This is a genomic window from Bacillus thuringiensis (genome assembly GCF_001455345.1).
GTDB classification, from domain to species: domain Bacteria; phylum Bacillota; class Bacilli; order Bacillales; family Bacillaceae_G; genus Bacillus_A; species Bacillus_A thuringiensis_N.
In genome coordinates, this window is sequence record NZ_CP013274.1 from 1,744,709 (window position 1) to 1,759,027 (window position 14,319).

Below are 14,319 nucleotides of genomic sequence, written 5' to 3' on the forward strand. Positions count from 1 at the left end.
TATCTGCAAATTTATGTTACCAATCAGCGTAACAATTACGGTGATTGGTTCATCTACTCAAAGATAAATATAAAATCAATGAAGAAACTGTTTCACATCCCAAATAAGTGAGGTTGGTCGAAGCGCATTACAACTTTAAGAACTAATTGGGATGTGGGACATTCGAGATGAAGGTTGTATAGAAAGTGATAATCGTGCAGGTGAATATGTAATGTGGGATCAATAGTTTCGGTTTAATATCAGAATCATTTGAATTTTCGAGATAGTGTTTTGAAGTATGTAAATGAGAAGGGGGATAACGGATTTATGAATAACAGTATGAAGGGAAAAGAATATTGGAATAAAATTATATGTGAAGAATATGAAAAAATTACTTTCAACAAAAAATTTAAGGGAGATAAAAGGAATAAAAAGCAGGTGGAATTGAAATTAGATGCAGAAAGCACGATGTTTTTACTAAAACTTTGTAAAAATGATGACATGCTTTTACATATGTTTATATTAACAGTACTTAAAGTGGCGATGACAAAATATTCACAAAGTGAAAAGTTTTTTATTGGCATTCCACAATATATTAAGTCAAGTAGTATAGATAGTAATAATTCGTTTATAGTTTTATCTAATAAAATAAATCAAGAAAGTTTATTTAAAGAAGAAGTAATTAAGACAAAAAAAGAAATTTTAGATGCTTATATATATCAATTTCACAATGTTAAAGAGTTATATGAATCAAAAAATGTTTATAATAAGGTTAATGTATATTGTTGTATGAAAAACATTCATAGTATCAATCAGATAGATACTATTTTTAACTTAAGTGAAAATGATATTACTTTAGTTATAGATAAAAGTAATAATGATATAGGGTTAAATTTTAACTACTGGGATAGATCATTATCCGCTGATATAAATGTAATTACAAAGATTTTTGTGAATGTATTAAATGCTATCATTAAAAATGTATCAGTCAAAATAAAAGAAATAGAAATAATAAGCGAAGAAGAGAAGCAAGAGTTATTAGTTGAATTCAACGATACGGAGATTGAATATTCGAATAATAAGACGATACATCAATTGTTTGAAGAACAAGTAGAAAAAACTCCTAATAATATAGCAATAAGTTACAAAGATAAGAAATTAACGTATAAAGAACTTAATGGAAGAGCAAATATACTGGCACGAGTGCTAATAGAAAAAGGTGTTGGCCCAGATACAATAGTTGGCGTTATGGCAGAACGGTCGATAGAAATGGTTATAGGATTAATGGCAGTATTAAAGGCTAATGGAGCATACTTACCAATTGATCCTAGATATCCACAAAAAAGAATAGAATATATGATAAAAAATAGTGGAGTTAAAATATTATTATCACAAAGTAGTTTATTATACATGGGAAATTTTGATTGCGAATTAATAAATTTGAACAATGAAAAGCTAGGTCAAGGGGATAATAACAACCTTAATAGAATATCAAATAGTAAAAATTTAGCATATGTAATATATACTTCTGGAACAACTGGAAACCCTAAGGGGGTTGCGATAGAACACAAGGGGATAATTAACTTAACGAATACATTTCAAAGGGATTTAAGAATAAACAATGGCAAGAAAATATTGCAATTTGCAAGTATATCTTTTGATGCTTTTGCTTGGGAATTATACATGAGTATTTTATTTGGAGCAGAATTGCATATAACTACAGAAGAAGTAATAATGAATCCAATAAAATTAAGTCAATATATAAAGGATAAGGAGATAAATATATTAACAGTACCACCGTTTATAGCTAGTGAACTAAATTTTAATGAATCTAAAGTGGAAATGATAATAACAGCTGGAAGTGAAGCGAAGAAGAGCATGGTTTGTAAACTTTCTGAAAAAAGTAGGTATATTAATGCCTATGGACCAACAGAATATACTATTTGTGCAACTATGTGGGAGTATAAAAATGAAGAAGATACGACCGTTCCGATAGGAAAACCTATAAAGAATACAAAAGTTTATATAGTCGATAAGTATCATAAATTACTACCTATCGGGGTTGCAGGAGAGTTATGCATAAGTGGAGATGGAATTGCCAGAGGATACTTGAATAACCAAAATTTAATGAATGAGAAATTTGTAGAAAATCCATTTGAACTAGGAAAAAAAATGTACAAGACAGGAGATTTAGCAAGATGGTTACCAGATGGAAATATTGAGTTTTTAGGAAGGATAGATCATCAAGTTAAAATAAGAGGATTTAGAATAGAGCTTAAAGAGATAGAAAATAGATTGTTGGAAATTGAAGGAGTAAAAGAAGTCATAGTTTTGGATAAAGGTGATAATGAAAATAAATATTTATGCGCATATTATGTATCGGAAAAAAATTATAATGTAAATGAGTTGAGGGAAAGACTTAAACAATACCTACCCGATTATATGATACCATCGTATTTTGTAGTGTTAAGTGAAATGCCTTTGACAACAAATGGGAAAATAGATAGAAATGCTTTGCCAGCACCAAATAGTGGGACTAATACAGGAGAAGTATTTGAAGAACCGAGAAATGAAATTGAAAAAATATTAGTAAAAGTATGGAGACAGGTATTAGGGGGAAACCGAATAAGTATAAACGATAATTTTTTCAGCATAGGTGGGAATTCATTAAATGCTATCAAGATAGCCTCGATACTTCAAGAAGAAAATATACATATTAAAATAAGTGACATATTTATGTATCAGGATATAAAGTCTATTTGCAACAATTATGTTACAAATAATTACGATGATGAGAAAAATAATGAATTAGTTATCGTTGATGTATATAAAAATAAGGAGGAAATACAAGAGTATGTAAACTTGGCAAGGAATAAATTGAATGGAGAATACAGTGAATTTACTGAAAAAATAATAAATCGGAATATTATTAATAAATATAAATTGGCAGAAATACAAAAGTTAAGTCGGAAAATAGGACTGACAAAATCAGCAACAAAAGTAGAACTTAATTTTGAAGTCGATATATCAAGATTGGAAAATGCAGTAAGTTCTTTGATAAATCAAGAAGAGATGTTAAGAGCGGCAATAGTAGAAATGCAACCTGAGATGTATTTATATGAATATGATGCGATAGAAAATGTGAATTTGCCATTTCTAGATTTAAGTAAAATAGAGGAAGATAAAAGATTGTTTGTACTAAAGGAAGTAATTAGAGATATAAGTGCTAAAGTTCATGAAAATGGTAATTATGTAAAAAACAAAATTTATTATGCTTTTATCTTAGTTAAAAACGCAAGAAATAGATTTGTTTTATATATGATGGTAAACCATTTAATCTTTGATGGTATGAGTTCAGAAATAGTAAAAAATTTAATATTAAAAGAGTATATGAATTATGGTAGTGAAAAATTGTTAACAGAATCAAAAGCAACATATTTAGATTATATAAATCAAATTAAAAGAGGTCCTAAAGAAATTAGAGAAGAAGATATAATAAAGAAATTTAACCTTAATGAATTTTTGGAAGCTTGTCTAATTTATAATGAAAAGTTAGCTGAAATAAAAGATAAATTAGTTTTTAAAAAGCTTGAATTTGAGGTGCCTAGTGAGCTATTAAATAATCAAGATCAAATATGGGAATTTGCTTTTGAGAAATTTGTAGAAATTTATAAAAAGAACTTAGACATAGTGAATGTGCCAGTAAGTGTTTTAAATATGGGAAGGAGATATGGAGAAAAAAATTACTTCGCAGTAATTGGAGAATTTTTAGATATAGTTCCATATATTAGTCAAGATGGTAATTTTAATTTGGATAATATTAAAAACATTATTAACTTAGCAGGCGAAAAGAATGTGAATTTTTTAACGATAATGAAAGATAGGGAATTATCAAAAAAATATAAAGTGATAAATCGAATATTAAATCAATCTAAGATTATTGATTTTGATATACCAATATTTAATTATCTAGGAGTATATGATGCAGATTATAAAATGGCGCAATTATTCAATTCGGATGAGGATTCCAAGTATGAAAAAGAATATAGAACGCAAAGAGGGGTTAATTGCTATTTAAGTGAAAATAAATTAATTATGTTCATTGATATATTGGAAAATGTCATTAATGATGTAACGTTAGAAAAAATTGATCCAGAGTTGGTGTATTGAAGATTTAAAGCTAGAGGGAATCTAATATATTTAAGGAGAAAATTATATAATGTGGAAGAAAAAAATCAAAAATAGCAAACTATCATTCTTTTTAATTGCAGTGATATTAATGGTTACATCTAGTCTACTTTCAACATCGCGTATTTTTATAGATAATATAAATAATTCAATAACAGATTATTATAGTAATCCAAAATTTCCAGATGTATATTTATTTAATTCATCCAAAAAGGAAATGAAATTATTAGAAGAAAAAGCGAGCGAAGGGAAAATAATAAAAGATTTGCAAGAATATAAGGCGATGTACTCATCGATGAATATAAATAAATTGAATAATGAAAAATTCAATGAAGATAGAAACCTTATTATATCTATAAAAAATATTAAAGACTTGAATTGGAAACTAACGATTTTAGAGGGGGAGAATAATCCCTCTCCAGGGCATGGAGAAATTTGGATTTCAAAAATATTAGCAGATAAGAAAGATCTTAGATTGAATGATATTATAGAGATTGATAAAGCGAATGGAAGTAAGTTTAAAGTTTCAGCAATAATAAATGATTCACAAAATGCGTCTTTAGCTAACCCTGCCAAAATAATGTATATAAATGAAAAAGATGTTAATTTGTTTGATAAGGAAGTTACAGGAGAATTTGCTGTCTTTAAGTATGCAAGTGAAAAAGAAGATGTGACTAAATACATTCATGATAATTTTGCAAGTAATGAATATTATATGGAAAAGTATTATCTAATATTAAATCAGCTTGCAGATACTGGTTTAGTATCTGTTGTTATGACATTAGCCGGTATATTAACTTTAATAAGTGGAATTATTGTAGTGATGTTTACTTTGAGAAACAATTTAAAGAAAGAGGTTAAATCTATAGGAACATATAAAGCATTGGGATTTAAGGCATCAGAAATCAAGAAGATATATAGCAAAGCTTATCTATTTGTAGGTGTTATTTCAACTACTATAGGTGTTGCCATTAGTTTTCCAGCAGCCTATATTTTACAAAAGAATATCCTGAAGTATTTAGGGGATTTTGGATATAATATTAGATATTTGATCATAGGTGGAATAATAATTGCATTTTTTAATGTTATTATTCAACTATTTGTGACTTTAGAATTAAGGAAAATAAAGAAAATATCACCAATAGAAGCAATTTCAATGACGGGCAATCCAAAGGGTGGTAACCGAAGTTGGGTATTATTTAGAAATACAAATAATCCTATTGCGTTATCAATTAATGATATTTTAAAGGATAGAAGATTATCATTAAACGTGTGCGTAATAACAACAATATACATGTTTACTACTTTACTTTTTATAAATACAAATCATATGTTTGCTGTTTCAAACGAGAATGCAAACATATGGCTAAATCTTCATAAAACAACTGCCACAATAAATACAAATATTACATCTCAAGAAATGGAAAATGACATAGTGAATTATTTAAATGAGGACAGAAAGGTTGAAAATTATGGATATGGTTTATATCTAAATGCTGGAAATTATATTAAATATGATAGTGAGAAGTATGGTGCATTGGACGTTTATGCAATTGAATCTTTTTCTGCTTATGATAATTTAGGTTTTGAAATATATGAGGGGAGATTGCCTGGAAAATTTAATGAGATAAATGTAAGTATTCAAATGCTGAGTGACACGAATTTGAAAATCGGGGACAAAATGAATTTTAAAATTAATGGTAGAGATGAAGAATTTTTAATTGTAGGTTCTTTTGGTAGCATTAAATATGGAGGACGTAATGTGAGGCTACTAAATGAGGCTATGAAACATTATAACTTTAAACCTGATTACAATACAATTGTAGTTCAATTGGAAAATCAAAAATACTATGATGATTTTAAAAAAGATTTTGAAAAAAAATTCAAAGGCACATCTGTCCAAGCTGATTTGGGAAATTATAATCAATTACTAAAAGATATGACTTCAATGGTACCACCAGTAGTAACAATAATCTCAGTTTTTATGCTTATACTTAGTGCTTTAAATATTATTACTATTATTTCAATAATTATGATGGACGAAAGAAGAAAAATTGGTATTCAAAAAGCATTAGGGTTTACAAGTAGATTTCTTAAAGTAAGAATCCTTTCGAGAATTGCGATATTAACATTAGTAGGTATAGCTGCAGCTATATGTATGCATGAAATAATATCAAAACCACTAATTGAGCTAGTAATAACTAGTCCTAATGCTATAATTTTTTCACTAACAAAGACGATATTATATTGTTTCGTTACATTTTTTGTAATGTTATTATTCGCATTTATTGGTACTTTAAGAATAGAACGTATAAATGCAATAGAATTAATGGAGGAATAAGAAGATGAAGAAACCTATTATAGCAACAAGTAATTTGTGTAAAAGCTTTAGTATGGGAAAAGAAAAATTAGATGTCATAAATAACTTGAATTTGGAGATATACGAGGGTGATTTTACAATTATAATGGGAAGTTCAGGTGCAGGGAAATCCACACTACTATATGCGCTAAGTACAATGGATAAGTATAGTGATGGGAAGGTAAAGTTATTGGGGAGAGATATCACTTCTTTTAGTGAGGATCAGATTGCAAATATCAGAAAAAACGAAATAGCATTTATATTTCAAGGGATTAACTTATTACCTGATATGAATTTAATTGAAAATGTGGCTTACAATGGTTATGGTAAATTAAAAAGCAAAAAATCGGTAAATGAAAAAGCATTATCTCTATTAAAGAAATTAGGATTGGAAAATGATACTTATAAATACCCATCGGAAGTATCTGGAGGGCAAAAACAAAGAACAGCGATAGCTAGAGCATTGATAAATGAACCTAAAATTATTTTTGCGGATGAGCCAACAGGAGCACTGAATTCATCAATGGGAAATATAGTTTTAGACATATTAACGCAACTTAATAATGAAGGACAAAGTATAGTTATGGTAACTCATGACATAAAAGCGGCTACTAGAGGAAATAGAATAGTCTATTTAAAAGATGGAAGAACTGATGGGGAATTAAGTTTAGACAAATTTGGGGTAGGTAATTTAAAAGAAAGAGAGGAAATTGTATATAAGTTTTTAAAGGATAGAAATTGGTAATGAATATTGAAGGCAAGTGGGAGGAATCAGAAGATAGAAAAATTTAGAAGATAAAAGAGATTGAATAAAATGGGAGTATTGAAGTTTATAATAATCTCAGAAAGAGGAGTATTATGGAAAAGATGCTACGGAATGAAATACTTTTAGATGAAAAAAGTATTGATAGAATGGTTGGGAAAAACATGTCTTTCCTTGTACTGGGTCAATTGGTTTCATTACTTGGAACTAGTATTTATACTTTTGCCATGGGATTGTATATATTAAAATTGACAGGATCAGGTCTAAATTTTGCAATTACTATAGCGTTAGGAACTTTACCAAGAGTTATATTGGGACCAATCTCAGGTGTTGTTACAGATAGATTTGATAGGAAAAAACTAATAATAATGATGGATCTATTAAGTGGATTGGTTGTTATTTCTTTGTTTGCAGTAAGTAATTATGATAGTTTGAGATTAATATATATATATATATCTACTTTTTTATTAGCAACGTGTAGTACTTTTTCGGAAACACCATTAGAGGCGTCTATTCCGAATTTGGTAGATGAAAAAAGGTTAACGAAAATTAATTCAATAAATCAGGCTGTAGTGTCAATTTCATCAATTGCAGGACCAAGTATCGGGGGAGCGGTTTTTGCATTGATTAACATTAAGCTATTTTTATTAATCAATGGATTATCGTTTATTATCACAGGATTACTTAATATTTTTATTGATTTTAAAGCTAAAGAAAAGATAGACGGCATTGACAAAAAAAATAATGAAGCAAGTAACGATAATGTGAAAAATAGCTTTTTTGAAGATTTAGGACAAGGAATAGCGTATATTAGATCCCAGACATGGTTAGTTGTATTAGGAAGTTTTACAATATTTTTTAATATGTTCTTTATAATTGGCATTACAGTTACGGTTCCATATATAGCTGTTAATGTTTGGGAAGTATCATCTAGCCAACTAGGTATCCTAGAAGCGATGTTTCCTTTAGGAATGATCGTTGGTTCTGTTATTACATATTTATTGCCAGAATCTAAAAAAAATTATAAAAGGATAATGAGTTGTATAGCAGTAGCCTCATTTGGAATGCTTTTTACTGGGATTTTAACATGTACTAAAATAGTAACTCTTGATACGAATTTGTATTTCAAAATTTCGATAATTATATTAATAATTCTTGCTGTGAGTTCAGTTGCATATAATATACCTTTTTCAGTATCACTGCAAAAAAATGTACCCAATGAAATGTTAGGTCGGGTAAGGGGAGTTATTTTCACTTTTGTTACGGGGTTAACACCGTTAGGTGCAGTTATTGGGGGAGCTTTAGTGGATAGAGTATATCCGTGGTTATTACCTATGGTATGTGGAATTATTATGGTAATACTTACATTTATTATGAGCAGGGTAAAAGTACTTAAGGCTATTTAAGGGCATTCCTATCATTCTTGTATTCTATTCCTGTTTTGGAATTTCTATCATAATTTTTTAACGGGTAGCAGTAAGAGCAGTCTTTACTAAACCTATCATAAATATTCAGAGGTTATTATTATTTTGACCCGAAGACAAGGGGTATTGAAGAGAATTAATAATGAAAACAATAGTAATTCAATCTCAGTATAATGTCGATATGTCATTACATGTAAATTAGATAAAAATGATAGAAGGGATTAATTAGATGGTTGAATTTATAATTTGTGGTGTTATAAAAAAGTCTAAACAATCACGTTTAGGGTTGCTACTAATTATGTATTCATAGGAGGTTTCCCTTTGTTTTTTGATATTTTATGGGAGGTTAAAATGTGGGGGCAAATTCAATAATCTATGCATTAAAGTTAGATTTTAATATAGAACAGAGTCAATACAACAAGTTACTAACAAAACTTACACATGAGAGACAATGTAGGGTTAAAAGATTTAGAGGAAGGGAAGATGCTATCCGGTGTATTTTTGCTGATGTATTAGCAAAATATGCTGTCCATAAATTTAGCGGATGCAAGGTAGAGGAAGTTGAAAAAAGGATTGGAAAAAATGGTAAGCCGATTTTAATTTTTCCAAAGAACGTACATTTTAATGTATCGCACGCTGGGAGATGGGTTGTATGTATAGTAGATGAAGAGCCCGTAGGCATTGATATTGAAGGGATACAAGAAATTGATTTGGAGATTGCAAAACGTTTTTTTACTAAAGACGAATATGATTACATTATGCAGCCCATAAAAATAAGTGAACAGCGAAAGCGATTTTTTCAAATATGGACCATGAAAGAATGTTATGTTAAAGCCACTGGAGAGGGGCTAAGTAAGAGCTTGCAATCTTTTTCTGTTTGTATTGATAATCTTAATGTGAAAATTATTCAAGCAAATTCTATTGAACAATATCGTAAATGGCAATTTGAACAATGTATTATTGATGAAAATTATATTCTATCGGCAGCAAGTTTTAAAAAAACTGAAAAAATTATTTTTTTAGAATCAAGTGTATTTTTAAGGGAGAGTATAAAGATACCATGAAAAAAATAAAATTAATTTGTTTTCCTTATGCAGGTGGTTCTTCCAATATTTACAATGAGATTAATGAGTTTTTATCTGAAAAGGTAGAGTTTGTTGCTATGGAACTACCAGGACGGGGGACTCGTTTTGCAGAAAAATCTGTTACTACTATTGATGAGATGGTAAATGATGCTTTACTGTGGTTTAATAAAATTCAACCACAAAACTATGCAATTTTTGGTTATAGTATGGGCAGTATAATTGCGTACGAGTTTTATTATAAACTATTACAAAATGGATTTAAGCCGCCACAACATATGTTTATAGCAGCCAGTGAACCGACTGGGGTTAAAAGGGAATCCAGAGGGGTTGCAAAAATGTCAGATTCGGAGTTTATTAATTTTATACGGAGTATGAACGGTACACCAAAAGAAGTTTTTGATAATCAAGAGCTACTTGATATCGTCGTTCCAATTATTCGTGCAGATTTTTTAGCTATAGATGAATATAATTATAAACCTCGTAATTTACAAATAAGTTGTGATGTTACAGTTTTAGCTGGAGAAGAAGATACTATCTCTAAAAAAAATATTCTCTTATGGGATAAATATGTTCAAAATGGTTGTGAATATCAATTCTTTAAGGGGGATCATTTTTTTATTAAAGATTCATATAAGGAGATAGCAGAACTTATTAATACAACCTTGGTAGATAGATAAACACATATGGTTGTAATTGAAGATTAGTTAAAGCCATTTGAGGGAGAGTGTTCTATCACACAATAACATTAACTTAAAAAATAAATCTTTAATTCGCTGTTGACAGTAATAATCGGTAGTTCAAAATAGGGAATGAAACAAGAAATAGGTGAAGAAGGATTTTATATATAATGTGATGGAAGTGACCTATAGGGGATATTTTGAGAAGGTCCCTTTTATATTCTGATAAAGAATGAAAGTTAATATATTTTGTTTACAGTTTAGCAGTAGGTTGTAAGTTTTGGTAAAATTCTATTCTAAATCATCTTTTACATATAAAAAAGCTGAATCTTTGTATACAATAAAACTAGATCAACAATTTGTATGGAGTGATAAAGGTGGAAGCTTTTATTAGAAGTGATCAATATAATTTTATAAAATCACAAGCTTATATTTTAGCAAATGGGCACGCAACGGCAAATGATAGAGGTGTCATTCAAGCGTTAAAATCATTAGCGATTGAAAAAATAATACATGTATTTGAGAATTTAACGGATGAACAGAAAGAGTTAATTGATACCGTATTAACAGTTCAAAATAGAGAAGATGCAGAATCATTTTTAACGAAAATAAATCCGTATGTCATTCCGTTTCAGGAAGTTACAGCGCAAACATTAAAAAAATTATTTCCTAAAGCGAAAAAGTTGAAACTTCCTGATATGGAAGAAATGGATATGAAAGAATTATCTTATTTAAGCTGGATTGATAAAGGTTCAAGCAGGAAATTTATTATAGCGAAAAATGAAAAAAATAAGTTTGTTGGTCTGCAAGGAACATTCCAAAGCTTAAATAAAAAGAGTATTTGTTCATTATGTCATGGGCATGAAGAAGTTGGGATGTTTTTAGTTGAAATTAAAGGTGATGTACCAGGAACTTTTGTGAAAAAGGGAAACTATATTTGCAAAGATGGTGTAGCTTGTAATCAGAATATGAAGTCACTTGATAAATTACAGGATTTTATTGAGCGATTGAAGAAATGAAATGGAAGACCTCTAGTGCTTAAACTGGAGGTCTTTTATTTTGAAAATGGTAATAGATTTCCTTTTTAAGAGATATAATGTATAAAAAAACATAGGAGAGCTGAAGAAATGCTTAAAAAGTTTTTGCTTTCTTTACCGGATGTTTTACTTGTATGCGTTGTTCTCTACATAACATACACAACTACTTTTAGTTTTGGACAGACGTTAGTAATTTCAATTGCAATTGGAATCATTGGTGGTCTTGTTATAAGAATTTGTAAGGATGTATTCACGTATATAAGGTGGACAATGAAACAAAGGAAATCTTAAATAAATTGTATTGCTATTAGGAGGAGATGAAATGACTAAGAAAAAGAGTAGAGTGAAAAACGAGATAGTACTTTGGACATTAACAGCTTTTGTTTTTATCGTTGTATGGTACTTTTATCAAAAATAAAAACGCATCGCACTTTGAAAAAAGCACGATGCGTTTTTATTATTTCTTTTGCCAATTTTCTTTTATAAAGTCTTCACGGCCAGATTCTTTTTGCTCAGTAGCATATTTCTCTGGGTTCTTTTTATAGAAATGTTGGTGGTATTCCTCGGCTTCATAAAAAGGTGCAGCCGGGCGAATTTCAGTTACGATTGGCTCTTTAAACATACCGCTTTCTGCAAGAGCTTGTTTTGATTTTTCAGCAAGCTCTTTTTGCGTTTCATTATGATAAAAAATAGCAGTGCGATAAGATGGACCGCGGTCAAAAAATTGTCCGCCATCATCAGTTGGATCAATTTGTGGCCAATATAAATCTAGTAATTTTTCATATGGAAAAATAGAAGGATCGAATGTAATTTGTACAACTTCTAAATGACCAGATATACCAGCTTTTACTTGTTCATATGTAGGGTTTTCTACATGACCACCTGCATAGCCGGAAAGTACTTTATGAATACCAGGAAGTTCATCAAATGGCTTTACCATGCACCAAAAGCAACCGCCTGCGAAGGTTGCGAGTTCGTATGTTTTTTCGGACATTGCTGTAATCCTCCTAAATATATATGTTTTATATAGTATTATACAAAAAGTTTTATTGCGCAATAAAAAAGATTCAAAAATATATGTATTATTAAAAATATTTTCTGGAAACATGTTGACAATGAAAAGAACAACGTCCTATAATACGTTTAACAAATAAAAGTTAATTAACAATTTTCTAACTTTATATGTTGCATATGCAAAGAAGAGGAAAGTAGATGGTTATGATCGTTTCAGAGAGCTGCTCCTAGGCTGTGAGAGTAGTAACAATCGAATCATTGAAGATCACCTCGGAGCATCGCTTGCGAAAGGGAAACTGAGTAGAGGGCGACGGCATCGTCTCCGGTAAAAGGACGGGGGTCTAATTGGACCTACAAAGCTTATATTTCGCGAGAAGTATAAGGAAGCTGAGTGGTACCGCGAAACTCTCGCCTCAGCAATCAAAGCTACTAAATTGTAGTAGTTGATTGCTGAGGCGAGAGTTTTTATTTTAAAAAATAGAATAAGAGAATGCGTAGAAGAGGATAGTAAATGATATACATTGTTTCAGAGAGCTGCTCCAAGGCTGTGAGGGTGGTAACAATCGAATCATTGAAGATCACCTCGGAGCACTACTTTTGAAAATAGTAAAAAGTAGCGGAGTTGTTTCCGATAGAAAAGCAAAAGTCTAATTGGACTTGCAGAGCTTACATTTCGTGAGAAGTGTAAGGAAGCTGAGTGGTACCGCGATTCCCTCGTCTCAGCAATGGATTGCTACAAGTATGTATGTAATCGATTGTTGAGACGAGTATATTTTTAAGGTTTATATACTGAATATTCTGTTAAAATAACTCATCTCAGCAATCGATATAGAAATAGATTGCAAAAATAGAGAGAAAAAAGAGGAGCGATGTGAGATGGGAAACCAGTATATTTATATGAATGGGGAGTTTGTAGAAAAAGAAAAGGCAGTTGTTTCAGTATATGATCACGGTTTTTTATACGGAGATGGTGTATTTGAAGGGATTCGTAGTTACGGTGGAAATGTATTTTGTTTAAAAGAACATGTAAAACGATTATACGAATCGGCAAAATCTATTTTACTTACAATCCCACTGACAGTTGACGAAATGGAAGAAGCAGTTTTACAGACACTTCAAAAAAATGAGTATGCAGATGCCTACATTCGCTTAATTGTTTCAAGAGGAAAAGGGGACTTAGGACTTGATCCGAGAAGTTGTGTGAAACCGAGCGTTATTATCATTGCAGAACAATTAAAATTATTCCCACAGGAATTTTATGATAATGGACTAAGTGTTGTATCTGTTGCATCAAGACGTAATACGCCAGATGCATTAGATCCACGTATTAAGTCAATGAATTACTTAAATAACGTACTTGTAAAAATTGAAGCAGCACAAGCAGGAGTGCTAGAGGCTCTTATGTTAAATCAGCAAGGATATGTTTGTGAAGGATCTGGAGATAATGTTTTCGTTGTGAAAGATGGAAAAGTGTTAACACCTCCGTCATATTTAGGGGCATTAGAAGGCATTACGAGAAATAGTGTTATTGAGTTATGTGAGCGACTGAGTATCCCATGTGAGGAAAGACCATTCACTCGCCATGACGTATATGTAGCGGATGAAGTGTTTTTAACAGGAACGGCAGCAGAATTAATTCCAGTTGTAAAAGTTGATTCAAGAGAAATTGGAGATGGGAAACCAGGAAGTGTAACGAAACAATTGACAGAGGAATTTAAAAAGTTAACGAGAGAAAGAGGCGTACGTGTTCCGGGACTGGCGGAGAGCTTACTGTAGATAGGGAGAGGAGTTAA

The 14,319-nt window shown here is 30.3% G+C and carries 10 protein-coding genes and 2 other annotated features; of the genes, 9 read left to right on the forward strand and 1 reads right to left on the reverse strand.

Going from position 1 to position 14,319, the window contains the following annotated elements; genetic code table 11:
• Positions 1-306 precede the first annotated feature (306 nt).
• The 8 genes from ATN06_RS09260 (at position 307) to ATN06_RS09295 (ending at position 11,803) form a co-directional block, all read left to right on the forward strand.
• The gene (locus tag ATN06_RS09260) at positions 307-4,149 is read left to right on the forward strand and encodes a non-ribosomal peptide synthetase (protein WP_060630383.1); all 3,843 of its coding nucleotides are present in this window, start codon (positions 307-309) and stop codon (positions 4,147-4,149) included.
• Positions 4,150-4,198: 49 nt separating this feature from the next.
• Positions 4,199-6,508: an ABC transporter permease gene (locus ATN06_RS09265; RefSeq protein ID WP_060630384.1), complete on the forward strand. Its 2,310-nt coding sequence runs from the start codon at positions 4,199-4,201 to the stop codon at positions 6,506-6,508.
• Positions 6,509-6,512: 4 nt separating this feature from the next.
• Entirely contained in the window at positions 6,513-7,271 is a 759-nt protein-coding gene (locus ATN06_RS09270) for an ABC transporter ATP-binding protein (RefSeq protein ID WP_060630385.1), read from the forward strand.
• Between the two features lie 113 nt (positions 7,272-7,384).
• On the forward strand, positions 7,385-8,695 hold the full coding sequence (locus tag ATN06_RS09275; protein ID WP_199887150.1) for an MFS transporter: 1,311 nt from the start codon (positions 7,385-7,387) through the stop codon (positions 8,693-8,695).
• 371 nt (positions 8,696-9,066) lie between these two features.
• A complete protein-coding gene (locus ATN06_RS09280; RefSeq protein ID WP_060630386.1) occupies positions 9,067-9,777 on the forward strand; it encodes a 4'-phosphopantetheinyl transferase family protein in 711 nt (236 codons plus the stop codon).
• Entirely contained in the window at positions 9,774-10,475 is a 702-nt protein-coding gene (locus tag ATN06_RS09285; RefSeq protein WP_060630387.1) for a thioesterase II family protein, read from the forward strand. Before ATN06_RS09280 ends, ATN06_RS09285 begins: the two co-directional genes overlap by 4 nt.
• A 377-nt stretch (positions 10,476-10,852) precedes the next feature.
• A complete protein-coding gene (locus ATN06_RS09290; RefSeq protein WP_060630388.1) occupies positions 10,853-11,494 on the forward strand; it encodes a FusB/FusC family EF-G-binding protein in 642 nt (213 codons plus the stop codon).
• Between the two features lie 108 nt (positions 11,495-11,602).
• Positions 11,603-11,803 carry a hypothetical protein gene (locus ATN06_RS09295; protein ID WP_060630389.1) on the forward strand — a complete coding sequence of 67 codons (201 nt, stop codon included), beginning with the start codon at positions 11,603-11,605 and terminating at the stop codon, positions 11,801-11,803.
• 166 nt (positions 11,804-11,969) lie between these two features.
• Here ATN06_RS09295 and msrA read toward each other — a convergent pair whose 3' ends face one another.
• Positions 11,970-12,506, reverse strand: coding sequence for a peptide-methionine (S)-S-oxide reductase MsrA (msrA, locus tag ATN06_RS09300; RefSeq protein ID WP_060630390.1), 537 nt, complete (start codon positions 12,504-12,506; stop codon positions 11,970-11,972).
• A gap of 193 nt (positions 12,507-12,699) precedes the next feature.
• Positions 12,700-12,945 (forward strand) — a binding site (T-box leader).
• Positions 12,946-13,012: 67 nt separating this feature from the next.
• Positions 13,013-13,251: a binding site (T-box leader), on the forward strand.
• Between the two features lie 151 nt (positions 13,252-13,402).
• Between msrA and ilvE the strand changes: the two genes are divergently transcribed.
• Complete coding sequence (gene ilvE, locus ATN06_RS09305) at positions 13,403-14,302, forward strand: branched-chain-amino-acid transaminase (RefSeq protein WP_000528132.1); 900 nt, start codon at positions 13,403-13,405, stop codon at positions 14,300-14,302.
• The last annotated feature ends 17 nt before the right edge of the window (positions 14,303-14,319 follow it).

What these genes read in the sequence shown, in the direction of transcription:
- ATN06_RS09270 (WP_060630385.1), top strand. Translation starts at nt 6,513, where the DNA reads ATGAAGAAACCTATTATAGCAACAAGTAATTTGTGTAAAAGCTTTAGT.
- ATN06_RS09260 (WP_060630383.1), top strand. Translation starts at nt 307, where the DNA reads ATGAATAACAGTATGAAGGGAAAAGAATATTGGAATAAAATTATATGT.
- ATN06_RS09275 (WP_199887150.1), top strand. Translation starts at nt 7,385, where the DNA reads ATGGAAAAGATGCTACGGAATGAAATACTTTTAGATGAAAAAAGTATT.
- ATN06_RS09295 (WP_060630389.1), top strand. Translation starts at nt 11,603, where the DNA reads ATGCTTAAAAAGTTTTTGCTTTCTTTACCGGATGTTTTACTTGTATGC.
- ATN06_RS09285 (WP_060630387.1), top strand. Translation starts at nt 9,774, where the DNA reads ATGAAAAAAATAAAATTAATTTGTTTTCCTTATGCAGGTGGTTCTTCC.
- ilvE (WP_000528132.1), top strand. Translation starts at nt 13,403, where the DNA reads ATGGGAAACCAGTATATTTATATGAATGGGGAGTTTGTAGAAAAAGAA.
- msrA (WP_060630390.1), bottom strand. Translation starts at nt 12,506, where the DNA reads ATGTCCGAAAAAACATACGAACTCGCAACCTTCGCAGGCGGTTGCTTT.
- ATN06_RS09265 (WP_060630384.1), top strand. Translation starts at nt 4,199, where the DNA reads ATGTGGAAGAAAAAAATCAAAAATAGCAAACTATCATTCTTTTTAATT.